This is a genomic window from Corynebacterium sp. HMSC074C04 (assembly GCF_001838295.1).
GTDB classification, from domain to species: Bacteria; Actinomycetota; Actinomycetes; order Mycobacteriales; family Mycobacteriaceae; genus Corynebacterium; species Corynebacterium amycolatum.
The window spans coordinates 1,121,379-1,147,173 of record NZ_KV836272.1 but is presented as its reverse complement, the minus strand read 5'-3'; the positions used below and the strand labels follow the sequence as shown (position 1 = coordinate 1,147,173).

21 protein-coding genes and 1 tRNA gene are annotated in these 25,795 nt (G+C 59.6%); 9 read left to right on the top strand and 13 right to left on the bottom strand.

Annotated elements, in window-relative coordinates; all coding sequences use genetic code 11:
- Positions 1-412: 412 nt before the first annotated feature.
- Positions 413-3,385 (top strand): type I DNA topoisomerase, encoded by a 2,973-nt coding sequence (gene topA / locus HMPREF3011_RS09465; protein WP_070841432.1) that lies wholly within the window; start codon positions 413-415, stop codon positions 3,383-3,385.
- A 64-nt stretch (positions 3,386-3,449) separates the two neighbouring features.
- Here the strand turns inward: topA and HMPREF3011_RS11480 are convergent, their stop codons facing one another.
- Positions 3,450-4,256: a DUF418 domain-containing protein gene (locus tag HMPREF3011_RS11480; RefSeq protein ID WP_246821495.1), complete on the bottom strand. Its 807-nt coding sequence runs from the start codon at positions 4,254-4,256 to the stop codon at positions 3,450-3,452.
- A complete protein-coding gene (locus HMPREF3011_RS11475) occupies positions 4,244-4,771 on the bottom strand; it encodes a DUF418 domain-containing protein (protein WP_246821493.1) in 528 nt (175 codons plus the stop codon). The genes HMPREF3011_RS11480 and HMPREF3011_RS11475 overlap by 13 nt, the downstream gene beginning before the upstream one ends.
- Before the next feature lie 234 nt (positions 4,772-5,005).
- On the opposite strand from HMPREF3011_RS11475, the gene HMPREF3011_RS09455 reads away from it, so the two are divergent.
- The gene (locus tag HMPREF3011_RS09455) at positions 5,006-5,596 is read left to right on the top strand and encodes a hypothetical protein (RefSeq protein WP_070841431.1); all 591 of its coding nucleotides are present in this window, start codon (positions 5,006-5,008) and stop codon (positions 5,594-5,596) included.
- The gene (locus HMPREF3011_RS09450) at positions 5,597-5,800 is read left to right on the top strand and encodes a helix-turn-helix domain-containing protein (RefSeq protein ID WP_005511351.1); all 204 of its coding nucleotides are present in this window, start codon (positions 5,597-5,599) and stop codon (positions 5,798-5,800) included.
- A gap of 87 nt (positions 5,801-5,887) precedes the next feature.
- Here HMPREF3011_RS09450 and HMPREF3011_RS09445 read toward each other — a convergent pair whose 3' ends face one another.
- Positions 5,888-7,414 (bottom strand): adenylate/guanylate cyclase domain-containing protein, encoded by a 1,527-nt coding sequence (locus tag HMPREF3011_RS09445; RefSeq protein WP_210401651.1) that lies wholly within the window; start codon positions 7,412-7,414, stop codon positions 5,888-5,890.
- Between the two features lie 82 nt (positions 7,415-7,496).
- On the opposite strand from HMPREF3011_RS09445, the gene HMPREF3011_RS09440 reads away from it, so the two are divergent.
- On the top strand, positions 7,497-8,852 hold the full coding sequence (locus HMPREF3011_RS09440; RefSeq protein ID WP_070652851.1) for a DNA polymerase III subunit delta': 1,356 nt from the start codon (positions 7,497-7,499) through the stop codon (positions 8,850-8,852).
- 134 nt (positions 8,853-8,986) lie between these two features.
- Positions 8,987-9,059, top strand: a tRNA-Thr gene (locus HMPREF3011_RS09435).
- Between the two features lie 38 nt (positions 9,060-9,097).
- Here the strand turns inward: HMPREF3011_RS09435 and HMPREF3011_RS09430 are convergent.
- The gene (locus HMPREF3011_RS09430; protein WP_070841429.1) at positions 9,098-10,066 is read right to left on the bottom strand and encodes a hypothetical protein; all 969 of its coding nucleotides are present in this window, start codon (positions 10,064-10,066) and stop codon (positions 9,098-9,100) included.
- Positions 10,067-10,141: 75 nt separating this feature from the next.
- Here HMPREF3011_RS09430 and HMPREF3011_RS09425 point away from each other — a divergent pair, with 75 nt between their 5' ends.
- Positions 10,142-10,741 carry a TetR/AcrR family transcriptional regulator gene (locus tag HMPREF3011_RS09425; RefSeq protein ID WP_180802992.1) on the top strand — a complete coding sequence of 200 codons (600 nt, stop codon included), beginning with the start codon at positions 10,142-10,144 and terminating at the stop codon, positions 10,739-10,741.
- A 161-nt stretch (positions 10,742-10,902) separates the two neighbouring features.
- Positions 10,903-11,874, top strand: a complete 972-nt coding sequence (locus HMPREF3011_RS09420) for an N-acetylmuramoyl-L-alanine amidase (RefSeq protein WP_083300222.1) — start codon at positions 10,903-10,905, stop codon at positions 11,872-11,874.
- 81 nt (positions 11,875-11,955) lie between these two features.
- Here the strand turns inward: HMPREF3011_RS09420 and HMPREF3011_RS09415 are convergent, their stop codons facing one another.
- Both HMPREF3011_RS09415 and HMPREF3011_RS09410 read right to left on the bottom strand, forming a co-directional pair.
- On the bottom strand, positions 11,956-14,007 hold the full coding sequence (locus HMPREF3011_RS09415) for an acyl-CoA dehydrogenase family protein (protein ID WP_070841427.1): 2,052 nt from the start codon (positions 14,005-14,007) through the stop codon (positions 11,956-11,958).
- A 215-nt stretch (positions 14,008-14,222) separates the two neighbouring features.
- Positions 14,223-15,566, bottom strand: a complete 1,344-nt coding sequence (locus tag HMPREF3011_RS09410) for an MFS transporter (protein ID WP_070841426.1) — start codon at positions 15,564-15,566, stop codon at positions 14,223-14,225.
- A 751-nt stretch (positions 15,567-16,317) separates the two neighbouring features.
- Here HMPREF3011_RS09410 and HMPREF3011_RS09405 point away from each other — a divergent pair.
- Positions 16,318-17,607 (top strand): MFS transporter, encoded by a 1,290-nt coding sequence (locus HMPREF3011_RS09405; protein ID WP_070841425.1) that lies wholly within the window; start codon positions 16,318-16,320, stop codon positions 17,605-17,607.
- Positions 17,608-17,736: 129 nt separating this feature from the next.
- Positions 17,737-18,702 carry a GDP-mannose 4,6-dehydratase gene (locus tag HMPREF3011_RS09400; protein WP_070841550.1) on the top strand — a complete coding sequence of 322 codons (966 nt, stop codon included), beginning with the start codon at positions 17,737-17,739 and terminating at the stop codon, positions 18,700-18,702.
- Positions 18,703-18,763: 61 nt separating this feature from the next.
- Here HMPREF3011_RS09400 and HMPREF3011_RS09395 read toward each other — a convergent pair whose 3' ends face one another.
- The 7 genes from HMPREF3011_RS09395 to HMPREF3011_RS09365 all read right to left on the bottom strand — a co-directional run.
- Complete coding sequence (locus HMPREF3011_RS09395) at positions 18,764-19,759, bottom strand: DsbA family protein (RefSeq protein ID WP_070841424.1); 996 nt, start codon at positions 19,757-19,759, stop codon at positions 18,764-18,766.
- A gap of 49 nt (positions 19,760-19,808) precedes the next feature.
- Positions 19,809-20,231 carry a DUF2304 domain-containing protein gene (locus tag HMPREF3011_RS09390; RefSeq protein WP_016421952.1) on the bottom strand — a complete coding sequence of 141 codons (423 nt, stop codon included), beginning with the start codon at positions 20,229-20,231 and terminating at the stop codon, positions 19,809-19,811.
- The gene (locus HMPREF3011_RS09385) at positions 20,228-20,920 is read right to left on the bottom strand and encodes a glycosyltransferase family 2 protein (protein WP_048732520.1); all 693 of its coding nucleotides are present in this window, start codon (positions 20,918-20,920) and stop codon (positions 20,228-20,230) included. The genes HMPREF3011_RS09390 and HMPREF3011_RS09385 overlap by 4 nt, the downstream gene beginning before the upstream one ends.
- Before the next feature lie 23 nt (positions 20,921-20,943).
- Positions 20,944-21,765 carry a glycosyltransferase gene (locus tag HMPREF3011_RS09380; RefSeq protein WP_049172388.1) on the bottom strand — a complete coding sequence of 274 codons (822 nt, stop codon included), beginning with the start codon at positions 21,763-21,765 and terminating at the stop codon, positions 20,944-20,946.
- A gap of 79 nt (positions 21,766-21,844) precedes the next feature.
- Positions 21,845-23,206, bottom strand: a complete 1,362-nt coding sequence (locus tag HMPREF3011_RS09375; RefSeq protein ID WP_070841423.1) for a lipopolysaccharide biosynthesis protein — start codon at positions 23,204-23,206, stop codon at positions 21,845-21,847.
- A gap of 18 nt (positions 23,207-23,224) precedes the next feature.
- Positions 23,225-24,685: a M1 family metallopeptidase gene (locus tag HMPREF3011_RS09370; protein WP_049180741.1), complete on the bottom strand. Its 1,461-nt coding sequence runs from the start codon at positions 24,683-24,685 to the stop codon at positions 23,225-23,227.
- A 10-nt stretch (positions 24,686-24,695) separates the two neighbouring features.
- The coding region (locus HMPREF3011_RS09365; RefSeq protein WP_141764765.1) for a prolyl oligopeptidase family serine peptidase at positions 24,696-25,795 on the bottom strand (1,100 nt) is incomplete at its 5' end.

The following is a 25,795-nucleotide window of genomic DNA, read 5'->3' as shown; positions in this document are numbered from 1 at the left end:
CGCACAGTTTCACATTTGCAGCCCGTATTCACACGTGCAGCCCGCAGTCACGCGCCCGTTGCGGCCAGTCATGGCCAGCCACAGAGCAGTCGTCGGGCTGGCCACCGGGTATCCCTCCCCCCCCACAGCAGCCCCTTCAGTCACACCCAAAAACCGCCCGATACTTGAGGAATCCACGCGACAAACTAGATTGTGTGTACGGTATTCCTTATATTCTTCATATTCTTTCCAGATAATCTTCCGGGGAGAAAGAGACCGGGAACTGATTTGAACTGATCGGAACCGGTTGGAACCGATTGCGGGCTTCTCGCAGCTGGCCCGGCCAGAGTCCGGTCAAGAACCCCAAGATTTAAACCAAAATCAGAACCTAAACAGTCAAAAACATTCAACGTTGCAGGATAGAAAAACTTCTATGGCGAATTCAGACGGCCTCAAGCGCCTTGTAATTGTCGAGTCGGCGACGAAAGCTCGCAAGATTCAGCCGTATCTCGGCGATGATTACATCGTGGAGGCGTCGGTGGGCCACATTCGCGACTTGCCCCGTGGCGCAGCCGACGTTCCGGCTCGTTACAAAAAGGAGCCCTGGGCTCGTCTGGGTGTGAATGTCGACAACGGATTCGCCCCGTTGTATGTCGTCAGCGCTGATAAGAAGAAGAAAGTCGCCGACCTGAAGGCCAAGCTCAAGGAAGTCGACGAGCTCTATCTCGCAACTGACCCCGACCGTGAGGGCGAGGCCATTGCCTGGCACTTGCTGGAGGTTCTGAAGCCCAAGGTGCCGGTGCGTCGCATGGTGTTCCATGAGATCACCAAGCAGGCCATCCTGGAAGCCGCCGCCAACACCCGTGAGCTGGATCAAAACTTGGTCGACGCCCAGGAAGGTCGCCGTATCCTCGACCGTCTCTACGGCTACGAGGTCTCCCCGGTGCTGTGGAAGAAGGTCATGCCGCGCCTGTCGGCAGGTCGTGTGCAGTCGGTGGCAACGCGCGTCATCGTCGAGCGTGAGCGCGAACGCATGGCGTTTATCTCCGCCGAGTACTGGGATGTCGCCGCAACTTTGGACACCGGCTCGGCTTCTGCTGACGCCAACCAGCCGAAGGAATTCGTCGCAACCCTGACCAGCGTTGATGGTCAGCGCGTAGCGCAGGGCCGAGACTTCGATGACCGTGGCCAGCTGAAGAAGTCCGATGGCATCCGGGTCGTCGATAAGCAGCTCGCCGAAACCCTGGCGGCGGACCTCGTGGGCTCTGAGCTCAAGGTCGCGTCGGTGGAGGAGAAGCCGTACACGCGCCGCCCGTACCCGCCATTTATGACCTCCACGCTGCAGCAGGAGGCGGGCCGCAAGCTGCATTACACCTCTGAGCGCACGATGCGTGTGGCGCAGCGTCTGTACGAAAACGGTCACATTACCTACATGCGTACCGACTCCACGACACTGTCCAAGGCCGGCATCGACGCCGCGCGTAAGCAGGCGCTGGAGCTCTACGGCTCGGAGTACGTCGCCGATGCGCCGCGCCAGTACTCGCGCAAGGTGAAGAACTCGCAGGAAGCGCACGAGGCAATTCGTCCGGCTGGTGAGACATTCGCAACGCCGGGGCAGCTGGCGGGATCGCTGGATGCTGAGGAATTCAAGCTCTACGAACTGATTTGGCAGCGTACCGTCGCCTCGCAGATGGCCGACGCACGCGGCACGTCCATGAAGGTCACCATCGCTGGCGCCACCGACACGCACGCCGTCGAGTTCGCCTCCACCGGACGCACGATTCGCTTCCCGGGCTTCCTCAAGGCATACGTCGAGGTCTCTGCGCTTTCCGACGGCCGCAAGGTCGCCGACAACGCTGAGAAGCGTCTGCCACAGTTGACTGAAGGCCAGGGCCTGACGGCCACGGACTTCAGTGCCGACAACCACTCCACCAACCCGCCTGCGCGCTTCACCGAGGCCAGCTTGGTGAAGAAGATGGAGGACCTGGGAATTGGTCGTCCGTCGACATACGCGTCGATTATCAAGACCATTCAGGATCGCGGCTACGTCTACTCCCGCGGCAACGCTCTGGTGCCCTCGTGGGTGGCCTTTGCCGTGGTGGGGCTGATGGAGGAAGCATTCTCCGATTTGGTCAACTACGACTTCACCTCCGAGCTGGAGGATGAGCTCGACGGCATTGCTGCGGGCAATAAGGATCGCACGACCTGGCTGACCGGTTTCTATTTCGGTGATGACAAGGATCACCGCCACAAGGGAGCCGACGCCATTGCGACCCACGGTGGTCTGAAGAACATCATCGACGTGAACTTGGAATCGATTGATGCTCGGAAGGTCAATTCGCTCCACCTCTTCGACGATGCCGAGGGTAACCCGATCATCGTTCGCGTTGGCCGCTATGGACCGTACCTGGAGCGTACTCGTCCGGGTGCCGGTGAAAACGGTGCCGACGAGGTGCAGCGCGCCAACATCCCGGAGGCCATGACTCCGGACGAGCTGGATCTGGCCGCCGCCGAGAAGCTGCTGGCCATGCCGCAGGGTGGTCGTGAGCTGGGCATTAACCCGGCCAATGGTCGCATGATTGTTGCTCGCGATGGCCGCTACGGCCCCTACGTCACCGAGCTGGTCACCGATGAAGAGCGCGAAGGTGTCGTAGCCAAGGCTGAGGAGATCATCGCAGCTGAGCGCGCCGAAGAGGACGCTCAGCGCGCTGCCGAGGGCAAGCGAAAGACGAACTGGGAAACCAAGACCGCTGCCAAGCAGAAGGAAAAGCGCACCGCGGAAATCATCGAGGAAACTCTGAAGCCGAAGACGGCCTCGCTGTTTTCCTCCATGGAGCCGTCGACTGTCACGTTGGAAGAGGCTCTGAAGCTGATGAGCCTGCCGCGCGAGGTCGGTGTCGACCCGGTCGATAACGAGGTTATTACTGCTCAGAATGGCCGTTACGGTCCGTACCTGAAGAAGGGCACGGACTCGCGTTCACTGGCTAACGAAGAGCAGATTTTCACCGTGACATTGGACGAGGCTCGTCGTATCTACGCTGAGCCGAAGCGCCGCGGTCGTGCTGCTGCGAAGCCGCCACTGAAGCAGCTGGGCGACAACGATGTCTCCGGTCGCCCGATGTCGGTGAAGGATGGCCGCTTCGGTCCGTACGTCACCGATGGTGTCACCAATGCTTCGCTGCGCAAGGGGGATACGCCTGAGACTCTGACCGATGCCCGCGCCTGCGAGCTGCTGTCTGAGCGCCGCGCGAAGGAAGCCGCAAACGGTGGCACTAAGAAGGCTGCGAAGAAGTCGACTCGCAAGACCACGAAGAAGGCTGCGAAGAAGACCTCAAAAAAGACCGCTAAGAAGGCAGTCAAGCGCACCACCAAGCGAGTGGTGAAGGCAACGCGTCAGGGCAAGTAGCGCATTGACCGTTAGCCGCGGCGGGGGCTAAATGGGTGCAGAGCACTTAAGCTGCCGCCGCGCCTTAAGCGCCCGCCGCGTCCGCCGCACCCGGCGCACCCGCTGAGACCAGTGCCCCTTGCGGAGCAGGCTTGGGGCCACCGAACCCGGCCAACTCCGCACGCATCGTCGGCCCGTACGACAGCCGCCGATGCACCTTCTCAAACGGTCCCTGCATCCCGCGTCGCTCCATTGCCCACGCGGCCAACAGGGTCACCAACCAGACGCCTACAGCGATGAGTGTTTGCACGAACGCGCCCATGTCTCGCGGGATGTCCAGCATAAACGGGTACACCAGCACAAAGAAGATCACCGACTGCATCAGGTAGCCCGTCATCGAACGCTTGCCGAGCGCCACAATCGGCACCAGCCAACCAGGCACAGCGGCGCCCTCGTTCAGGCGTCGCTGGAGCGGCTGCAGCGCCAACGCCAGACCGGCCAAAATGCCAGGACCGGCGAACACTCCGGCAAAGTTATTAATTACCAAGAAGGCCATGTGCTGTCCGGCTGGAAGAACTCCAATCGCTGCCAACCCCATAGGGATTCCGACACCGAAGGCGACAATCACGGCCACCACGAGCCACCGAATAAGCAGGGGGCGGTGCGCGTCAACGTCGTCAAGCACGCCCTTGCGAGCCCATACGAAGCCGATCATCATCACCGGCAGGTAGAGGAACAGCTGCAGCGGCAGGGTAGTGATGCTCATTGTCAGGACCTGGAGGTTCGCGGCGAGCATATCCAGGTAACTCGTTTCAATTGCACCGCCGTTGACGAACTCGCTCATGTCGGAGCCGACGAACTCGGCGTCGGGCATCGCAATTACGAATCCCAAAACAGCAGGCTCAGTGCAGCGTTGATCGTCAGCGCAATCCACGCGAGAATCGTCAGCACCTTGTTGCTAAGCCCCATAAGCAGCCCCAGGATGATGCCGCAGATGCCGTAGAGAAACATGATGTCGCCAAAGAACAGAAGCAGCATGTGCGCGATGCCGAACAGCCCCAGGAACGCATATCGCTTTACGACGACCACCCGCGCCCGCGACCGTGGAAAGTTCCTCCTGGCCAAACTGCGGACAATGAGTCCGACACCGAAGCCGAGCAGCGTTGCGAACATCGGCAGCCCGCGGCTATGTGCGGTCACAGCGGTAAACAGCACGGTGGCCTTGTCGGCGATGCTGTCGTTTATGACGCCTCCGAAGAATGCTGCGGGCAGTTCGGGATCTGCCACCAGCCAGGCGGTGGCAATGTTCGCGATAGCGATGCCGAGGAGCGCGAACCCACGCGCAGCGTCGGGAACGAGCATGCGAGGTCTGGGGTTGGTGCTAGAACTGGGTCGGTTGTCAGTCATTCCTCCAACGTAAAGGATTTGTGGGAGAGTACGCAGGTTGGCGGCGGATGGTGAGGTGGGGACGGCGGTTGTCGTGACGTTAAGTTGTAGAAGTCTTGCGACATATCGAAAAGCGATATAGTATCGAAAAGCGATACATCGAATAACGATGTGTCGGGGTTTGGCTGCAGCTCCAAGCGACCCGCAGAAAAATTCACTAACCGCGCCAATGACGGTGCAGCAAGGAAACTAGCTATGACATCTCCCCAGGCCAAGAAGCCAAATGACCCATATGTCAACCAAACTAAGGAACGCCGGGATGTAGTTGCGGGCCTTTTTGTCGGAGTAATCGCGCTGGCTTACATCCTTCTTGAGCTCCGCCACCCGGTTCTTCACCAACAGTTCCCCAGCGATCTGACTCTGCTCCTGCCTGAAGTCCTGGGAAGTAACAAGGGCGTTCCCATCGAGGTTATGAGCAGTGGAGCCCTCTCCTTGTTTATTGCCGCGACTGCTGTTCGATGCGCTATCGTCGCCGCGATTGCCGTGCTCTGCGTGTTATTCTCACTCTCGTACCTGAAGGGCGAGTTCTTTACGGTTAAGACTGCGCGACGCGTTATGGCTATCTCCTGGCTGGCAGTGATCTATCCGGCAAGTGGTTTCCTGCAACTTATGGGCGAAAACTGGGTCGCGGGTGACCTGAATCTGAGCACGTGGTTCCAGCGCGACCATGCCGATTTCTATCAGCACCTAGGAATATGGTTTGTCCTTATGATGGTCATCTCCACTCTCGGAGTTATGTTGTTCCGAGCCGCGCGAATGCAGGAAGACCAGGAAGGGCTCATTTAAATGGCGAAGGTTGTGTGCCACTTGGATGAGCTACTGGAAAGCCGCGGTATGACGCTCGCAGCCCTTTCCGAACAGGTCGGGGTCACACCGGTCAACCTCTCAGTGCTCAAAAACAACAGGGCGAAAGCCGTGCGCTTCACGACGCTCACTATGTTGTGTGAAGCCCTGGACTGCCAGCCAGGGGATTTATTCTCGGTGGAGTAAGTGCGCTCGCCGTCTGAGAAGTCTAGGGATGCTAGACGTCCAACGAGCACAGCATGAGCACAGCGAGACCAACGAGTCCGCGGCTCCCTAGGCCTCGTCGGCAAGCGTCGGGCGCACCGGGCGCGCAAGCTGCGTCATGTGCGTGCGGCCGCGCAACTCCACGGACTTCAGGGCGGTCCAGCGAGCCTGCTCGTCCTCGTTGGCCAGGCGGATAGTGGAAGCCGTGGCGAGCACGCGGCCTGGGGTATCCTTAGCCAACTCAGTCAGACGGGCAGCCTGGTTAACCGCGTCACCAATAACCGTGTATTCAAAACGGTCGCGGGCACCGATGTGGCCGGCGACGACGTGGCCGGCGGAGACGCCGATTCCGGCAGTGAGTTGGAGGTCGAGCAGTTCCTCGCGCAGTTCACGGGCTGCGGTGAGGGCGTGACCGGCCGTGTCGTCGAGGGGTAGGGGAGCGCCGAAGACAGCAAGAGCCGCGTCACCCTGGAACTTGTTGATAATGCCCTTATTGCGGTGCACACAGTCAACAACGTGGTCGAAGAAGGCATTGAGTTCGCGGACAACGACCTCTGGCGAGTTCTTCTCCGCGAAGTTGGTCGAGCCAATTACATCCACAAACAGCACCGCGACCAGGCGATTCTCGCCGCCTAGAGTCGGCTTTTCTTCCAGGGCCTTACGAGCGACTTCAGAGCCGACGTAGCGGCCGAAGAGGTCACGCACCCGCTGACGCTCCTGCAGGCCGCGCATCATTTCATTGAAGCCTGCCTGGAGAACGCCCATCTCGGAGCCGTCGTAAATAGGCACGCGCGTATCCACCTGGCCCTGGCGGACCTTGTTAATTGCGCCCGTGAGATCCCGAATCGGGTCAACGATGGACATGCTGGCCAGCATCGTGCCGAAATAGCCGGTAATCAGAGCCAGAATTGCCAGCGCGGTGATGGTGGGCAGCAAATCTGCCGCATCATCTGTGAATAGGCCACGGCGCTGACCAATCAGCACAAGCAGGATTGCCACCACTGGAACACCACTGGTCAACACCCATGTCTGGCGCAGGCGGTGACCAATCGGTGGCTCCAGCGAGGAATCCGGAGCCCTACGCGCCAGCGCCTCCACAGCAACCGGACGCACCATGCGCTCCGCAATCAGATAGGTCAACAGCGCCACCATTGCGCCACCGAGTACCGAGGTGAGCAGCACCATCATGCCAATCTTGCTGTCATAGGCGAACGCGACTCCGCTGAAGACAATCACGCCCAAAGACCAGATGACGGTACCCAAAAGTGCCTGGTAGACGGGCACGCGCATGACCAGATATCGCACCCGCCGCGGATCGTGCATATCCGGATGACGCTGCCACTTCACCAGCGGTTTGAACAGGATCCAGGTAGTGCCGATACCCGCGATAATCGCCAGAACCAGGTACCCAGCCAGGGCATAAATGACACCATTAGCCAACCGTGGCAAGTGAGTTTCTTGGTTCAGTGGCAACAGCATGCCGAGGAACAAGCCGACAATCATGGCTCCGACAAGGTTGCAGACGAAGATAAATGAGGCATAAGCAGGCCACATTGTCCCGCTTAGCCATTTCAGATTTCGCCAGAGCCGTTGCATGACTACTACCTTAGTGGCAACCCCGGATTGCAGGGAGTAGTTACCTCACAAGAGTCTTGTGGGGCGCGCTAGAGTTGTGGCCATGACAGAGCCCATGACAGAGCGCAGCGTGTTTTCTCGTATGCCCGAAACCGGTGGGGTTCGCCAGCGACTGCAGGCTGCTGTGCGCGCTGCGCATTATCGCTTTGCCAATGGTCAACCGCTGGCAGGCGATGGGGCGGAGGTTTCGCCGGAAGGTGGGGACGCGGGGTCGTCGTTAAGCGATGTGCCACGCGACTCGGACATGACGCACGCCTGGCTGTTCACTGGCCCTGCGGGGTCGGGGCGGTCGGTGACGGCGACGGCGTTTGCGGCGGCACTGCTGTGCACGCGGCATGACAACCCCGGATGCGGCGAGTGCGAGGGCTGCCGGACGGCGCTGGCGGGAACGCATGGCGACATCAAAATCGTGCGCCCGGAGGGAACCATTATCTCGGTGGCGACGGTGAGGGACGAGCTGCGGCCCTGGGCTTACAAGATGCCCACGACGGCGGATTGCCGCGTGCTGATCATCGAAGACGCCGACCGGCTCAACGAATCCGCCTCAAATGCGCTGCTCAAGGTGGTGGAAGAGCCGCCTCTGCGCACCGTCATCATCATGTGCGCACCAACGACGAACGCGGAGGATTTCTCCGTTACGCTCCGTTCGCGCTGCCGCCATGTCTATGTGCCGACGCCGCATATCGACGACGTCACAAACCTCCTGCGCGCCGAGCGGCCAGAGCTTACCGACGAGCAAGCGATCTGGGCCGCGACAGTGTCCAATGGTCACATTGGGCGTGCGCGTGGCTTTGTCTCCGATGAGGGCTCGCGTGCTTGGCGGGGTAAGGCCCTGGATTTCGTGGAGGCTGTGTTCGATCCGGCGAAGTCGTACGTGGCGGCGCGTGAGCTGGCCAACGAAGTAGCAGGCGAGGTCAAGCGGCGGATGGAGCCACTAGAGGCTGAGGAGCTGGAGAACCTCGAGCGCTCACTGGGCGTAGGTGCGTCCGGCAAGGGTGCGCAGGCGGCACTGCGCGGCTCTAAGGGGGTTATCAAGGAGCTGGAGGAAAATCAGAAGCGGCGGCGCAGGCGCGCGGAGTCAGATCTGATCGACCTGTCGTTGACCGACATTATGGGGCTTTACCGTGACGCCCTGGTGCTGGCGTTTGGGGCGGAACGTTCTGGGCCGGCTTCTGGCGCTGATTCCGAGTTTGGGGATGGCTCCGTCTACCTCATAAATCCAGACCGTCGTCGGACAGCCACGGAGCTAGCCCGACGCCTTCCGCCAGAGGCGATATTGGCCTCCATTGATGCTGTCACCGAGGTGCGCGGCATGCTCGTGACTGCAGTGAAGTTGACGGTCTTGATGGATGAATTGATGGCTAAATTGCAGATTGCAGGGCAGGTTGGCCGCAGGTAATCCGGGAGAAGCTCCCAATTTAGCGGCCTGTAGGCTCCATTTTGGTAGCGATGGGGGCAGTGCAGTAGTATTACCGCTTGTACATTTTGTGCAGGGTTATTTCTGCTTGCTTGAAAGCTCGGCGCAATGTGCGTGCCGCCTTAGCTCAGTCGGTAGAGCGTCTCACTCGTAATGAGAAGGTCGCGAGTTCGATTCTCGCAGGCGGCTCGGTGTGAAACGGGATCCTTTTAAAGGGGTCCCGTTTTTTATTTTTTGGAACGATCAAACATGAGTAGAGCAAATCCAGCGGCAACCCAGACGATGAGAACCCACCACGCTGCCCCAGCACCGTTGCCATCGAAAAATGACAGTGACCTGACTAGGTAGCCAGTCGCCCCAATGGGCATCCACTGGCCAAGGGCGGACCAACCGGCCGGAAGCAGCCAGGGGCCGGTGGACAGTCCAGAGAGCGGGTTCGCCAAGAAAATCGTCAAAATGGCGCCGATGCCCACACCGGGAGTGCCAATAATGGCCGCGAGCCCGGCGGTAAGCATTGAGGTAGCCAGGATTCCCAGAGAAATTGCCAGCCATTCCATGCCGAAGCTGCCCGAAAGCGTGCCGTAGACAGAGTGGAGCATCCACGTTGCCACGAGAGCCCCGAAGACTGCGATGCCAGTGAGGACGCTCAGTTTCGTCCACTTCTTACCGCGGAAAAGGAAGGTGGCTATAACTGCTGAAATGATACCGCCGAAAGCCAGCGGCAAGCCGAGGAGCGCGACACCGGAAGCTTGTGGGTCATCCTGGGTGGTTGGAGCCAAATCCTCCCGCTCTACAGGGATGTTTTGAGACTCGAGGGTCGTCGCAATGCCGTCGATAAGCTGCGAGTAAGGTGCGCCGTTGCCTGAAGCGGTGTAGGCGGTAGCGCCCGTCGGGGAAATGACGATGCCGCCAACAGTTTCGCGATTGAGGATTGACTCGCGTACGGCATCAGGAGTGTCCATCACCTGGATGTCAGGAGCATTGTCGCCAGCTTTGTGCTCGATGGCTTGGGTGATTTGTTCGGACATTGGGGCGGGGGCAGTCAGCGCAATGGGGACATCCTTCGGGCCGGAGGCAAATGTCGGTGCCAGGAACGCGAAGAGCATGAGCCCGATGACGAGCGGAATACCGAAGATCACGGCTACTGCTTTGGGGGCGGGTGAGGCTTTTTTCGTCTCAGTCGTAGCTGTTGACATGGCCTATCTCCTAACTAGAGCAGAGTGTTTCACTTACAAAGTGGAGTATAGTGTTCCGTTTGTTAGGATGCAAGTGTGAGACAAGATGCAGTGATGAACAGTGATGCCATCGTGGAAGCAGCGCGAAAACTCTTGATAGAGCAAGGAGCCGGTGTATCCATGCGTGCGATTGCCAGGGAGGCCGGTGTCGGTGTAGCTACGGCAAGCAGGCACTTTCCCAGCAGGATTGAGCTTCTCGGCGCAGTCAGTGCTCGTGTTGCAGCTGATATCGACAGGATTACTGAGGCAGCCGTAGCTCAGTTTGACGACGATCCGGACGGCGCTTGGCACGAAGCAGTCCACGCGATCGCGGAATTAAGTGTTGCGGCACTTGCCCAGGCATTATTCAGCGATTTCAGTACCAGTTTGGGGAGCGAGGCGAAAAAGATTGATGGCATTATCGAAAAGCGAATGACGGAGTTGCGTCAGAGCTATACGCGACTGCTGGATAAGGCAAAAGCAGCTGGGCTATGCCCGGAGGGCGTTGCACCGATTGATTTCCACCTTGGGCTCGCTGTGGTGTCGCGTCCCCTTCCTAACTCTGCAGCGGTCGAGCAGTACTTTCCCGGTGTGCAAGAAAAGCTTGTGGACTTAATGCTTACGGGTTTGGCAGCACAGGCGAAGGGGAATCACTAAACCCCTCGGTGATAAGTGCTGAAAAATCCTGCACACGTCCCGACGTGCGGTGATTCCCCGAAACGAAGGGGGAGGAAATCTCGGAGCCGGCGACTCTCAATCGAGTGTTTGCTACTGTTATTCAACACATGGCAGGTATGCGGAAACTAGGAGAACGCACTATGCGGCAGCCCGGACACCAGGGACTAGCAGTGCAGCGATCAGCAAGACGACTAGCTGTGGCTTTGGTGGCTGCGGCAATCTTGCCAGCCGGTCTTGTAGCTTGCACCATCGACACGGAGGCTTCCAACGCAGGAAGCGCTCAGCAGGCTGCGTCTACGGAAACGCAAACGTCGTTGGCAGCTGAAGAAGAGGCCATGCAGATGCCGAATCCCACTCCGCCGAATGAGGAGTCTGCAATGTCTGATTCTGCTAACCCCGACGCGGTCGCTCCGGGCGATGCACCACAACAGCAAGCTAATCGCGCTACTTCGCGTGCCGACGGTTCCAGCGCTGTAGCTGGCAAGGTCATCTACCTCGATCCGGGACACGCCGGCACCCCACCACCTGCCGACTTGATGGTCACTGACGGCCGCGGTGGCCAGAAGCCATGTAATACCTCCGGTACCGCTTCCAACGACGGCTTCCCGGAGCACGAGTTCAATTGGCTGATGGCGCAGGAAATCAAGCAGCTGCTCGAACAGCGCGGTGCTCAGGTGCTGCTCAGCCGCGAGGATGACACCGGTCGTGCAGATTGCATCGATGCCCGTGCAGAGAAGGAAAATGCCTCCAACGCCGATGCCGTGGTGAGTCTTCACGCTGACGGCGCTGGAGAGGGCAACCGTGGATTCCATGTGTCTGCGATTTCGCAGCCGCTCGCCAATAATGACGAGCAGGGATCTACCGCGCTGGCAACCGCCCTGCGCGATGCTTTCGTCGCAGCCGGTTTTGCTCCATCCAACTATCTCGGCAGCGAAGGACTGAATCCACGCGCAGACCTCACCGGACTCAACCTATCGACGAAGCCAAAGGCACTGGTCGAATACGGCAACATGCGTGATAGCAGCGACATTGCCCTCTTGACCTCCAACGAAGGCCGTCAGCGCTTGGCAGAGGCCACTGTGGCTGGGCTGGAAGGTTTCTTGGCGCAGTAGCCAACCTGCTCATCCAGGCCGTAGCTACCTCACACCAGTCACCGCCACAGCAGCCACCACAGCGGCCAACCGGCCAACCCGCTAACTAGCCGGGTTTGCCTTAGCTTTCGGTGTCATCGCGTCGTAAGGCTCCATCATTGGGATATCCAGCATCGTGCTGGGGGTGCCAAAGGCGTCGACAAGCACCTCAGACCAGGGGCCAAGAGAATCAACAAGATCGGCCAAGCCCGCCCGCGCGCCCTTGGTGCGAGTACCGGTGAGCAGTGACTGCTCCAAGAACCAGCCGGCGTTATCGCAGACCACCGACAGGAAGAACACATCGCGAACCTGCTCGAGCACTTCTTGAGAGCGCTCATCTGTGAGTGTGGATTCAGCTTCAAAAAACGCTTCCAAAATCATGCGATCGATATGCGCCCACGCGCAGGAAATCATGTGGTCCTGGACCTTGTCCACCAGCTTCGCGGCCTTTTCCACAGGCAGTTTCCGCGCCGGGCGCAGCCTGCGAGCAAGGGACTTGAGAAGTCGATTCTCGCGCTCGATGAGCAATTGCATCTGGCTGGCGGGGTCAAAGAGTGAGGACTCATCAGCGTCAGTCAGCGCATCCAAGAGGTTCTGAACGACGGCATCCGCACCGGTGCGACGGCGCAAAATGCCACTGAAATTGTCGAGGCCGAAGCGCACCATTTCCAGGTTGGAAAAACTCTGTACCTCCCGGGCAAAACCACCCAAAAGTTCCTTGGTGACCAGCTGCAACATCACCACGTTGTCGCCCTCAAAGGTAGTGAATACGTCAGAGTCCTCTTTGAGAATGGTCAACAGGTTCTCCGCCAGGTAGCCAGCTCCACCGGTGGCCTCACGCATCTCCTGGATGGCATCGGTGGCATGCGCGGTGTTGGCGACCTTCAATGCGGCGGCATGTGCCTCCGCTTCACGTAGATCGCGAGCCTGCTCCGGGGTTAGATTCGCACGGTCCAGCCCTTCCGCTTCGAGGTCGTGAATCCGCTTGATCAGCAGGTTGGTGGCAAATTGCAGACCGTACGAACGCGCAATGCGGGGGAGTAGTCGGATTCGGTGCTGGCGGTGCTCAATGAGTTTCTTTTCCGGCAGCGAATCGTCGGGAGCAAATTGGCGCCGCAAGTGGGCATACTTGGTGCCGATGGTCAGTGCGGTGCGGGTTGCCGCACCAGCGGCCGCACCGACTGTCACGCGGCCGCGCACGAGAGCACCGAGCATCGTGAAAAACCGTGCATTGGGGCTGTCAATATCGCTGGTGTACTCGCCAGCAGCTGACACATCTGCAAAGCGGTTAAGCAGGTTCTCCCGCGGCACGCGGTAATGGTCGAACATGAGAGTGCCGTTGTCCACGCCCAAGAGGCCACCCTTGGTGCCGTGGTCGCCAATCGCAACCCCGTCGACAGGCGAACCGTCATCATTGCGGATCCGGGCAACAATGCAGTGCACACCATGGGATTCTTCTTGTCCTGGTGTGTAGAGCTGGCAAAAAACCGCAGCCCAGCGCCCATCGCGCGCGGCGTTGCCCAAAAACCATTTCTCAGAGGAAGCTGTCGGCGAATTGAGGATGAATTCTTCCGTCTCGGGGTCGTAATGTGCCGTGGTTTCGAGTGATTGCACGTCCGAGCCGTGGCCGCGTTCGGTCATCGCAAAGCAGCCGAGAGCCCGCAGCTCAATGAGGTCACGCACCAACTCGCCGTGACGCGCAGTCCCCAGATTGCTGACAGCGCCGCCGAAAAGGCCCCACTGCACTCCGGACTTCACCATCAACGACAAGTCGGTGTGGCCGAGCATTTCAATCCCGGAGAGTGTCCCGCCGGTATCTCCTGTGCCTCCCTGGTCAGTGCGGAAAGCACCATAGGGCATGCCGGTCTTAAGCACCTTGGACAACGCCTCGGTGGTGTGCTGCCTGGCCTCCTCCACGGTCAGCCCAGAGGTGGGCCGCAGGGTGGGGTCTTCTAAAAGGGCGCGGACATCAGCGCGCGCCTCGGGGAAATAGCCGTCCAGGACCTTTTGCAGTGCGCGTGCCACTTCCGGTTCCGGACGGGAGGGGAGTGTCTTCGGAGCGTCGGTCGAGCGCCGGCGGGGGATTCGCGTGGAGCTGGATGAATTCTGTGCCATAACCCAACGTTAATGGGATATCTGGGGCTTGTCAGTCGCTTTCGACTGAGAAACTCATGAGGAAATCGGGACCGAGGAAAGAGAAAACGGGTTACCGGGAGAAAAAGAAGGTGGAAACGCAAAAGCCGTCGTCAAGCAAATGCTGCATTGTGCAGTGCTTAACGACGGCTTACGTAATCAGGCCCTCGGTGGGGCAGATCCCTTAGCTGTGGGAACTAGACGCGCGACTTAACTTCGTCGAGGTTAGTTTCCGGGTGCTCAATCAGGTCTCGGTCTTCGAGACCCTTCGGCAGCAGGAACAGGGCAATCAGTGCCGGGATAGCCATGGCCATCAGGTAGACGGAGATGTAGAACGGGTTGCCGGTGGCGTCCATGATCATCTGGGCAATCATCGGAGCGAATGCGCCACCGAGGACGGCGCCGATGGCGTAAGCGATGGAAGCGCCGGAGTAGCGGACCTCAGCCGGGAACATCTCGGAGTACATGGCTGGCTGCGGGCCGAAGGTCAGGGCCAGTGGCAGGGTGAGAACTGCGACGGTCATGATGTACAGGAACGGACCCTGATCCAGGATGCTCCACATGACGGCCTCCCAAATCATAATCACGACGTAGCCGATGATGAAGGTCTTAGCGCGGCCGATGCGGTCGGACCAAGCACCGGCGATGAACATGAAGATGGTCCAGCAAATACCAGCGACGAGAGTACCGGTCCATGCGACGGTTGCGGGGTAGCCCAGTGTCTTCTGTGCGTAAGCGCCGAAGAATGCGATCACGAGGTAACCGGTAGCCTGCTGAGCAGCGAAGATCAGAGCACCCTGGATGACCTTGCCCCAGTGGTTGCGGAAGAGCTCCGGCAGCGGAGCGGAACGCTCGGCAGACTCAGTCTGCATAGCCTGGAAGACCGGGGACTCGTCAACGGAACGGCGAATCATGTAACCGATCAGAACCAAGATGAAGGACAGCAGGAACGGCACACGCCAGCCCCAGTCCATGTAGGCTTCCTCGCCGACGATTGCCATAACAATCAGCATGGTGCCGGTCGCGAGGGTCAGACCCAGCGGAACGCCGGCCTGCGGGAATGCGCCGTAGAGACCGCGCTTTTCCTTCGGTGCGTACTCCACGGACATCAGGGCTGCACCGCCCCATTCACCGCCAGCGGAAATACCCTGGAAAACACGGAGGAGAACCAGCAGGATAGGTGCGGCGATGCCGATTGATTCATAGGTCGGTAGCAGGCCGATGCAGAAAGTAGCCGCACCCATGCCGATGAGGGTGAAGACCAGAATCATCTTGCGGCCGTAACGGTCACCGATATGACCAGCAACAATAGCGCCAAGTGGGCGGAAGAGGAAGGAAATACCCAGGGTTGCCCAGGCGAGCACCTGAGCGACCTGTGGGTTCGACTGTGCAGCCGGCTCGATGAAGTGTGGAGCGAGCACGATAGCTGCGGCCTGAGCGTAAATCAGGAAGTCATAAAACTCGATGGTCGTACCCACGAGAGTTCCCGTGAGCACCTGGCGGCGCTGCTTGGGATCAGCCGCGATGATCGAAGTAGTCATAAAAAACAAGACTTTCTTTACATACCCGTCCGCACGGCCATCGAGGACCTTGGTGATCTCAGCGGTCGCGCAGAAATTGCCCCAGGTTTTTCTCAGCCAGCGCTTGGGGAAAGGACAGAATGTTTGACGGTGTCGAATTCTTACACAGCCAGACCGGTAGCGACCAGCGTTTGAACTTCAGCGAGCGGTGACAAAAAGTGAACAACGGGGGTAATGGGGGTCGGTGAATGGCGGTAGATTTCCTTTGTTTGTGACCGATTTATTTATACGCATGCCTGAAATAGGCGGATTCGGGGGTGTGCAAAAGGGGGTGTGTTGGGCACTACTTAACGACGAGCTGTTTCTGGCTCAATTTGCGCGACCTAGTGGGCGTCTAGGCGTGAGATTGTCTTAAATAGGGGAAATCTGCGTTTTATAGCTGTTCGACTACCCCCACATTGAACTAATTTGTAATTATATATTCAGAAGTTGTGTGAATGGTGTGGCAAAAGTGGCTCAAGATACAGAAGAAGTAACGGAACAATAACGATGTAGTGTCGAAAAGGGCACTGCCCCCGGATGGGGCAGGGAAACAAGGTTGGCAACAAGCCACCCCGAGACGGGGGTGTAAGCCCCAGGTTTCAGGGGCATTTTGGGGCGGTGGTCGCGCCAAGCGCCGAAACCACCCCGACACATCTTTTGTGGTTAGCCCCCGTAACTCAATTTCCACCATTGCGCGTAAGGCGCTGGGGACCGTCGTAAAGTAAACGACATGTCTTCTCACGCAGGAACTAACGGCAATGAAAATGAGGTACCTCACGGCAGGGCCAAATCCAATAAGGGCACGCCGTTGTGGTTGCTCGCCGCAATTGCAGTTTTCGCCGTCGCGTGGGGTGGCAACGAATTCACGCCGCTGATGGTGATGTACCGCGAAAATGCCGACCTGGCGCCGGTGTTCATTGACCTTCTATTGCTGGTCTACGCCCTCGGCATCGCGCCGGCACTGCTGATTTCCGGCCCAATCTCGGACCGTATCGGCCGTAAGCCGGTGATGCTCGCCGCGCCGGTTCTCTCGATTTTGGGGTCGACTCTTATTGCGTTGGGCGAGACTACCGCCCCGCTTATCCTTACCGGTCGCTTTATCTCTGGCTTGGCAGTCGGCATTGTCATGGCCGTGGGCGGCTCGTGGGTAAAGGAGCTCTCTGATTCGCGCTTTGACCCCAAGGCCAAGTCAACCTCAGGCGCGAAGCGTCAGTCCATGGCGCTGACCTTGGGCTTTGGTCTGGGTGCGGGAATTGCCGGCACGCTAGCGCAGTTCGCACCGCTGCCGGGGCAGCTGGCTTATATCATCCACATCCTGATTTCTATCCCGACAATCTTCGGTCTGGTGGCTGTGCCGGAGACCCGCCAGTCTCCGCACCTGGGCGGCAGCAACGCCCCGCACGAAAGCGTCTGGGAGTCCCTGCGTACCCCTTCGGTAACTAACCGTCGCTTCCTGCTCGTCGCCGCGATGGGAGCGCCGTGGGTCTTCGGTGCAGCCGGTGTTGCCTACGCAATCATTCCGTCGTTGCTGCAGGACCACGTCTCCCAGCCAGTGTTCTACTCCGCGATGGTCACACTGTTCGCGCTACTCTGCGGTTTCGGTATTCAGCAGATTGGTCCACGCTTTGTGACCGAGCACAACGCCCGCGGTTCGCTAATCGCAATTGGCATCGTGGTTATCGGCATGGGAATGGCCGCATGGATGTCCACCAACCCCACCGCAGTGACGGCGTTCATTGCAGCGCTGGTGTTGGGCGCCGGCTACGGTCTGTCCATGTTTACCGGCCTCAACGAGGTACAGCGCATCGCTGGCCCACGCGATATGGCTGGTCTGACCGGTATCTTCTACTGCCTGACCTACATTGGCTTCGCATTCCCGGCAATTCTGACCAAGCTCTCCGAGTCCATCTCCTGGATGACCTACCCGGTCATGCTCGGTGGCGGTATGGTCATCGCCATCCTGATGGGCTTGGTTATTTTCTTCAATTCCACTGTCAACCTGCCACAGCGCGCTGAGTAATCTCGCATTCCTCGGAAGACTAATCAACCCCGTCAATGTGAGGTTGGCACACGTATAAGCGGTTTTCCTTACTAAGCGCCTATAGTTCTTCCTATGGAGAAGCACAAGAACGAATCACCGGCCACCGCGATGACAGAATCGTCGGCAAGCGCGAAATCGCGCGCGCTGGTGACGGGTGGTGCGGGATTTATCGGTTCGACGCTGGTTGACCGGCTACTGGCTGAAGGGTACGCGGTCACGGCGCTGGACGATCTCTCCCACGGAAAGCTGGAAAACCTCCAGCAGGCATCGCTTAACGACGACTTTGAGTTCATAACCGCCGATGTGCTGGAGGTGGACTGGGACGAGCTGCTCGAGCAAAGCGGCCCGGAGGTTATTTTCCACCTCGCAGCGCAGATTGATGTTCGGATTTCCGTGGCCGACCCGGTGCGAGATGCGACGCTTAACATCATTGGCACAATCAAACTTGCCGATGCGGCCCGAAAGCACGGTGTCCGCAAGGTTGTGTTTACATCTTCGGGCGGTTCCATCTACGGCACGCCGGAGGAGCTTCCGGTGACGGAAAACGTGCCGGTCAATCCGATGAGCCCCTATGCCGCCTCAAAGGCAACGGGCGAACTGTACTTGAATATGTTCCGCAATCTTTACGGGCTCGAATGCTCGCACATCGCGCCGGCGAATGTGTACGGCCCGCGGCAGGATCCGCACGGCGAGGCCGGTGTGGTGGCTATTTTCGCTCAGCGACTGCTGGCGGGAGAGCCAACCAAGGTATTCGGTGACGGAGGAAATACCCGCGACTATGTCTATGTCGACGATGTGGTGGATGCTTTCTACCGCGCATCCGGCGAGGTCGGTGGTGGAATGCGCTTTAATATTGGCACCGGCGTAGAAACCTCGGATCGGCAGCTGCACTCGTTGGTGGCGCAGGCTGCGGATGCCGAGGATAATCCAGAGTTTGCACCGCCGCGCACTGGTGATGTGGCGCGGTCGGCGTTGGATCCCACGCGGGCGCGTGAGGTACTCGGCTGGGAGCCAGCTATGAGTATTCAGGAAGGTGTTGCTCGTACTGTGGAGTACTTCCGGAATCAGGGCTAGCGCAGCTTACGCGGGCGGCTTCGCGCAGTCGTCCGCGTAGGTTAGCCGTGAGTCAGCCAGGTTACTTGCCAGCTTCCTCCGCGCGCTTGGCGTGGATGAGAGCCAGCTCGATATTGTCCTCGAACACGTCGAGAGGCTGTGCGCCCGAGACGAACTGAGTACCAACGAGGAAGCCCGGAGTACCGGAAATGCCCAGCATGGAACCGAACTGGGTGGCATTCTCGACCGCCTCGGTCCACTTGCCGTCCTTAAGCTCCTTTTCAAAGCGCTTCATGTCCGGCACACCGGCCTCGCGAGCGACGGCAATCAGTTCCTTTTCAGTGAACTCCGGGTGGCCCTGGCCCTTTTCGCCGGCCTTCTTAAACAGCGCACGGGAGAACTCCCAGAACTTGCCCTGAGCTGCCGCGGCACGGCCGGCCTCAGCGTCCTTGATGGCCTTCTCACCATTGATGGCCATATCGTTCCACTCCAGGCGGACCAGTCCCTCATTGACGTACTTTTCCACGAGGGCAGACTCGGTTTCGTTTGCGAACTTCGCGCAGAACGGGCATTCGAAGTCCGAGTAGATTGAGATTACGACCGGCGCATCCACTGCACCGAGAGCAAAAGGATCATTTTCATTGCGGCGGTGGACATTGTCCATATCCTCCGGGGACTTTAGCTGCGCTCCCGCCTTTGGGCCGTAGATGCTGGCGTCGAAAGAGCCATTCGGGCCAGGTACAGGCGCAATTTCCCCCTTGCCTGGTGCAACGCCCGCCATGTTGACGGTGCTCACGCCGTTGAAGCTAGCCGAACGCGAGCCAGCGAAGAAGCCCGCTGCGCCGGCAACGATCAATGCGACGACAGCTAGCGCCCATGCGGCGTTCGGAATCGAGTACCACGACTTGGTTTTTCCATCACTGTCGGCAGACCAGGACTCCAAGTCCTGCTCAGTGGGTACCGGCTGAGAAGCCTGCTGGGGTTCCTGCAGTGTCTCCTGACGTGCTTCATCGGCCGAGGGCTGCTGCGAATCGCCGCTATGGTCAGCGGCGATGTTGTCCTTATTTTCTTCGCTCATGGCTTCTATGGAACCACAGCCTCAGATTCACATGCGCTTAGCGTGCCGATTAGTCGGACGGAGCGTTGTTCTCGACGTTTGTCGCGCTGTCTTTTTGGCTGCTGCTCTGGCTGCCCGAAATCACAATTTCTTCTTCCGGACGCACAGCGGTCTTCAAGGCCACTGCACGAGCCAGTCGTGCGTAGCGCAGCTCCTGTTCGCGGAAGCGAATGTAGGACGACACCGTGGTAAACACGAACGCCAACACCAGTACGTAGAGCAGCAAATCGGTGCCCCGGGTCACACCAATCCAGTTGGCCACCACGGTCAGATCGTCGGGACGCACGATTGCCCACAGACACGCGATGACGAAAACGACGAATCCCAGTTTCACACCCGCCTTGGCGCGCGCTTTACGACGGTTAGCGACGAAGTAAGCGACCAGGCCCACCATCGCCAGCAGCAAAATAATTTGAACGATGGATGCGGTCATGGCAGCCTCTTCGAAATCAGGGAGTCGGCAAGGATATTGACACCGTTGAACAAGGATTGTCCTTTGGACATGGAGTATTCCGTGTAGAGGATATCCACCGGCTGCTCAGCGGTACGCCAGCCTCTGTTGTCCATGACCTCGACAAATTCGGAGGCATGGCTCATGCCGTTCATGCGTAGGTTCAGTTGCTCTGCCACCGTGCGGTTGAAGGCGCGCAGGCCGTTGTGGGCGTCGGTAAGCCCGAGTCGGCGCGTGCGTGGTGACAACATGACCACCGTCTTGAGGACAATTCGCTTAATCAGCGGCACCTGGTCATCCTCGGCGCGAGGGCGGCCGAAACGGGTTCCCACAATGATGTCGATTGGTTCGGTGCGCAGTCGCTGCACCATAGCGACGACGTCCTTGACCTGGTGCTGGCCATCGGCGTCGAAGGTGACAAAGTACTTCGAGCCAGCCTGCGCGCGAGCGTATTCCACGCCGGTCTGGATAGCCGCCCCTTGACCCAAATTGACAGGGTGGTTGACCAGGTGAGCGCCAGCCCTGTGGATCTCCAGGCTGGAGTTATCCGAAGAGCCGTCGTTGACCGCGACAATGTTGGGGAAGGTCTCGCGAGCGTGCTCGAGAACCTCACGAATAACCTGGCCCTCGTTGTAGCACGGCACAATCAGCCAGGTGTCCGAGAAATCCATGTTGTCAGTCATCGCTCCGAAGCCTACCGCACAAACAATCGTCGATACGCGCGTGACATGAGCTGAGTTGGCAAAAGTCGGAAAAGTGTCCGCACCGCCAAGTTAAACACCGCCCGCGGCCTGGAAATCAGCCCCTCAGCTACCAGCGTGCGCTGGAGCTGACGTTCACCGCGGATGATGCCGCGCGAGGTTCGCCGCTCGAACATGCCGTCGGCGCGGAAGTACACCAGCGGCTCGGGCAGATTCTCAAACTTCGCGCCGGCGGCCATGAGGCGCACCCAGAGGTCGTAGTCCTCCATCAGACGGATGTCGCGATACCCACCGACCTCACGCACCTTCGCCGTTCGCAGCATCGAGGAGGGGTTATTCACGGGCGAATTGATCTTGATATAACGCGCAATCTCGGCGTGCGTCTGCGGCAGGGTCCGCACACGCACCACATTGTCCGGCGTGCCCTCGAACTCCGCCATTGCACTGCCCAGCACATCCAACTCCGGATTAGCGGTCAGCACGTCCCACTGCTTTTCAAAGCGGTCCGCACGCGCAATATCGTCCGCATCCAGCCGCGCCACCCATGGCGTTTCCACCAACTGAAGACCCGCCTGCGAAGCCACTCCCGAGCCGCCATTTTCCGCACACCGCAGCACGGTCATCTCCGAATGCGCCTGCTCATGCTTGACGACGACCCGGTCGAGTTCCTGCTCGATCGGGCCATCGATGACCACAATGACGTGCGCGGCCGGACGCGTCTGGTTCCACAGCGACTGCAGCGCAGCATCGAGCTGGTCGGGGACGACGCGGTGGTAGACGGTCATGAGAACCGTGAGGTTAGTGATGGTGGACATGTGAGTCTCGAACCTTGGGAGTTGCAGGGGGATGTGGACGGTTTTTTTGGGGGGGGGACGGCATTGGATGTGGGTGGTGTTATTCCACCGCAAAAGCCTCCGATACGGCTGACCTGGCAGCACGTGGGGAAAGTTTGCGCAGCGCAAGCAGGTGAATGACAACACCTACTGCAGAGCCTACGGCGATAGCCGCGACCGTGCGTACCGACAGGTGCCCAGGGAGGAAAAGAATGGCAACGGCGATCGTGGTCGCAGCCAACCAACCGATCAGATACATGTGGTGCTTTTCCACTGCCAAGGTGACCGAGCCGGTAATCATCAACATGGCGGTCAACGTCGCACCGAGCGTCAGCGCTGCGAGCACCGGCCCGGACACGTGATAGCTATCGTCCAGGATGAGAGTCATAATCCACGGGCCGATGAGCCATGCCAGGCCCGCCCCGAAGGTGCCGAAAGCAGCCAGCGCCCCCAACGGCTTGGCCAGCGCTGCCAGCACGCCTTCGGAGCGATGCCGGACAAAGCTCACAATGATGGCGTTTTGGAACTTCTCCAAGGGCATGAGCAGCGGAGCGCGGGTCAGCGTTACAGCGTAGGCGATACCCGCAATGGTCACCGCTGCGGTGAAGTTGTTGGCATGCGGCGGGGTAAGCGACTCGGCTATCCCGGCGCCAGTGGTGACCGCTTCGCCGGCAATCTTGACGATTGTCGGAAAACCTGTGACCAGCACAGCAGATGCGCCGGATGCGCCCATGGCCGTGACCATGAGAGTGATGAAGCGGCGCACCGGGACGTCGGCACGCGCGAACATGACCGAGCGGGTTGCCGTGGAAAACAGCGCGAGAATGAGCCAACTGACAGTGCCGAATACCGTGATAATCAGCCAGGCCAGCAGGCCCCAGCCGAAGTACCAGGCGATGAGTGCTAGAGCCACGCGCACGAGAATGTCAATCATGATTAGCGCGGCGTAGGGGCCCCACAGTTGGCGGCCGCTGAGTAGACCCGAGGTGGTGGCCTGCATGGAGTACAGCGCCAGACCAAAAGCCATGAGCAGAATTGCAGTGCCGGCGTCATCCTGCACGACCAGTGGGGCCCACAGCGGACCCGTCACTGCCATGGTGACGAAAGTAACTGCGGCGACGCCCAGGGACACTGTGATGGGACGAGCACCGAGAGTTTGACCCGCTTCCGAGGCTTCCTGCTCCTGGCTCTGCCCCTGCTCTCGATCCCGATCCCGCCCTCGCGATTCCGCAGCACCGATTGCGCGCGTGGTCTCCTGCATCAGCCCGCCGAGAACACCCGTGAGCGCGAAGAAAAGCCCCCAGAACGCCACGAACTGCAGGTTTACCGCATTGGGAAGTGCGCGGGCCGAGATAATCAGCACCGCGAAGCTGCCTATCGCCGCGACAATCGTGGCCAGCGACAACCATTTGAAACCGGACATTGACGTGCCTCTAGCTCTCTAGTCCTTGGCCTTCGAGTAGCCGAGCTTTTCAAACTGAGCGGCCAGTTCCTCATCCACGATTGGAGCACCATTATCGTCGATGCCCTGGTCAGCAGGGGAGCGCGTCGGATCAGTGGGGAAGTCCGGCAAGGAGCTGCGTGACAGCCAAGAGTCAAAGATGACATCCAGGTGCGAGGTGGTGATGCCACGCTCACGGCATACGCGGTTGGCCAGTGCGCGGAAGTCCACTGCATCGACCACACTGTGGCGGTTGGTGGTGGTCCACTTGCGCACCAGGTCGAAGAACACCTCGTCTCCCAGCAGCAGACGCAGAGCGTGCACAGTCAGCGCGCCGCGCTTGTACAGACGGTCGTCGAACATCAGCTTGGGCCCTGGGTTGGCGATGACGATGTCCTGATCATCTTCAAGCAGGTCCAGGTAGTGCTTGCGGGCGTGCACATCCGCGCTGGCACCGCCGCTGACCTCGGACCACACCCACTCGGAATAGCAGGCAAAACCCTCGTTGAGCCAGATATCGCGCCACTGCGAAATGCCGACACTGTTGCCGAACCACTGGTGTGACAACTCGTGGGCAATCAGTCGATTCCACGTGTCCTTGCCGTCGGCGTGGTTGGCTCCGAAGATGGACAGACCCTGTGCCTCGATGGGGATCTCCAGGTCGTCTTCACAAATGACCACCTGGTAGGCACGGAAGGGGTAAGGGCCAAAGAGCTTGGCGAATTCATCGAGCATGCGTCCCTGGTCGCGGAAGTCGTGGCGGGCATTTGCCACCAACTCAGAGGGCACCCAGGCCACTACGGTCGAGGTCTGGCACGGCAGCTCCACCTTCTTAAACTGGCCGACATTGATGGTGGCCAAGTAGGAGGCCATGGGCTCCTCGGTGACAAACCGCCAGCGGCGGCGCGATCCGCCCACGTTCACCGGAGCGTCGGCAAGCCCTGGTGCGACGACCTCGTAGGGAGCGTCGGTGACCATCGTGAACTCGTAGAACGCCTTGACCTCGGGATCGTCATCGCAGGGGTACCACGACGCCGCGCCCACCGGCTGCGATGCCACGAGTGCGCCGTTTTCCAGTTCCTCCCAGCCAATTTCGCCCCACTTCGAGCGCACCGGACGTGGCGTGCCCGAGTAAGTGACAATCAGCCGCAGCGTTTCGTCGGGAGCCAACTCGCGGTCAAAGGTGACGCGCAGCTTGCGTCCCGAATGGCGCCAGCGCTTTACATCGATTGAGTGTGCCTGCGAATCGGAAATCGCATCCACCGAATCGGCCCCCAGCGCATCCGCAAAGTCGAGCGTGATGTGTGAGGTCCAAGCATTGATTTCGATATGCAGAGTCGCCGTCGCCTTCAGACGATTCGGCCCGACCCGATAATCGAGGTCCAGCTCGTATTTGTTCACCCGGAAACCCAGGTTGAACGCAATACCGGTATAAGGATTATTGAAATCAGCGCTACTCACGGCTGTTACCTTACTTGAGCTTGTTCCACAGCCACGTAGATATGAGTGCCTCGACGAACGCGACCTGCGAATTATCCGCCGCACCGGCGTGGCCTCCTTCGGTATTTTCGTGATAATCCACCGGCTGTCCCGCTTCCTCCAGCAGCCACGCCAGGCTCCTCGCATGTGCCGGGTGGACACGGTCATCCCTGGTAGACGTCGTAATCAACGCTGGTGGGTAGGCGCGCTGCTCTCGCTTGACGACGCGCTGGACCGGCGAATACTGCGCAATCGCAGCCCGCTCGGTGGGGTCGTCCGGGTTTCCATATTCGGCCATCCAGGAGGCTCCCGCGGACAGCTTGTGATAGCGCATCATGTCCGCCAGTGGCACCTGGGACACCACTGCGCCCACCAACTCCGGGTAGGAGGTTAGGCAGACAGCGGTCAGCAGCCCGCCGTTGGAACCACCGCGCACGCCCAGCTGCTCGCGCGTGCAGTAGCCGCGTTCAACCAGGTCGCGCAGCACGGCCTGATGATCCTCATAGACCCTCATCCGCTCAGTCTTGACCACCGAGGAGTGCCAGGTCGGGCCGAATTCGCCACCGCCACGCAGGTTGGCCTCCACGAAGTACCCGCCCCGCTCGAGCCAGGTCAGGCCACGAATCGCCGAGTACTGCGGGACCAGTGAGACCTCGAAACCGCCGTAGGCGTGCACGAGGGTAGGGGCTGGGTTCGGAGTGGGTGTGGCTGTGGTTGTCTCTGCACTAGCGCCTGCGTCGAAGCGGCCGGTGATGCGATACGGAATCCGCGTGCCATCGGCCGAGGTCGCCCAGTGCTGCCGCGTCTCCATCCCCTCACTGTCGAAGAGCGCCGGAGCACGCCGCACTTCCGTGAGCGGGTTGCCGACTTGCCCGTACCAGAGAGTTGCCGGCTGCGTTGCCGAGGTCGACACCAACCAGATTTCATCGTCGCGTTCAGAGGCCGTATCAATCACGCTCACAGTGGCCTGTGCCGGTAACTCGCCGAAAGCCTCCACCGGCTCCCACGAGCCCTCCCGCAACACGACCAACTTCGTCGCGACATCCTCCAACAGCGTCAACACCAGGAAGTTCTTCGTCCACGCCAGCTGCT

Coding starts and splice junctions, on each gene's coding strand:
- HMPREF3011_RS09430 (WP_070841429.1), bottom strand. CDS start 10,066: ATGTCAACAGCTACGACTGAGACGAAAAAAGCCTCACCCGCCCCCAAA.
- HMPREF3011_RS09445 (WP_210401651.1), bottom strand. CDS start 7,414: ATGCAACGGCTCTGGCGAAATCTGAAATGGCTAAGCGGGACAATGTGG.
- HMPREF3011_RS09455 (WP_070841431.1), top strand. CDS start 5,006: ATGACATCTCCCCAGGCCAAGAAGCCAAATGACCCATATGTCAACCAA.
- HMPREF3011_RS09400 (WP_070841550.1), top strand. CDS start 17,737: ATGACAGAATCGTCGGCAAGCGCGAAATCGCGCGCGCTGGTGACGGGT.
- HMPREF3011_RS09385 (WP_048732520.1), bottom strand. CDS start 20,920: ATGGATTTCTCGGACACCTGGCTGATTGTGCCGTGCTACAACGAGGGC.
- HMPREF3011_RS09390 (WP_016421952.1), bottom strand. CDS start 20,231: ATGACCGCATCCATCGTTCAAATTATTTTGCTGCTGGCGATGGTGGGC.
- HMPREF3011_RS09395 (WP_070841424.1), bottom strand. CDS start 19,759: ATGAGCGAAGAAAATAAGGACAACATCGCCGCTGACCATAGCGGCGAT.
- HMPREF3011_RS09410 (WP_070841426.1), bottom strand. CDS start 15,566: ATGACTACTTCGATCATCGCGGCTGATCCCAAGCAGCGCCGCCAGGTG.
- HMPREF3011_RS09380 (WP_049172388.1), bottom strand. CDS start 21,765: ATGTCCACCATCACTAACCTCACGGTTCTCATGACCGTCTACCACCGC.
- HMPREF3011_RS09420 (WP_083300222.1), top strand. CDS start 10,903: ATGCGGCAGCCCGGACACCAGGGACTAGCAGTGCAGCGATCAGCAAGA.
- topA (WP_070841432.1), top strand. CDS start 413: ATGGCGAATTCAGACGGCCTCAAGCGCCTTGTAATTGTCGAGTCGGCG.
- HMPREF3011_RS11475 (WP_246821493.1), bottom strand. CDS start 4,771: ATGACTGACAACCGACCCAGTTCTAGCACCAACCCCAGACCTCGCATG.
- HMPREF3011_RS09405 (WP_070841425.1), top strand. CDS start 16,318: ATGTCTTCTCACGCAGGAACTAACGGCAATGAAAATGAGGTACCTCAC.
- HMPREF3011_RS09375 (WP_070841423.1), bottom strand. CDS start 23,206: ATGTCCGGTTTCAAATGGTTGTCGCTGGCCACGATTGTCGCGGCGATA.
- HMPREF3011_RS09440 (WP_070652851.1), top strand. CDS start 7,497: ATGACAGAGCCCATGACAGAGCGCAGCGTGTTTTCTCGTATGCCCGAA.
- HMPREF3011_RS09450 (WP_005511351.1), top strand. CDS start 5,597: ATGGCGAAGGTTGTGTGCCACTTGGATGAGCTACTGGAAAGCCGCGGT.
- HMPREF3011_RS09415 (WP_070841427.1), bottom strand. CDS start 14,007: ATGGCACAGAATTCATCCAGCTCCACGCGAATCCCCCGCCGGCGCTCG.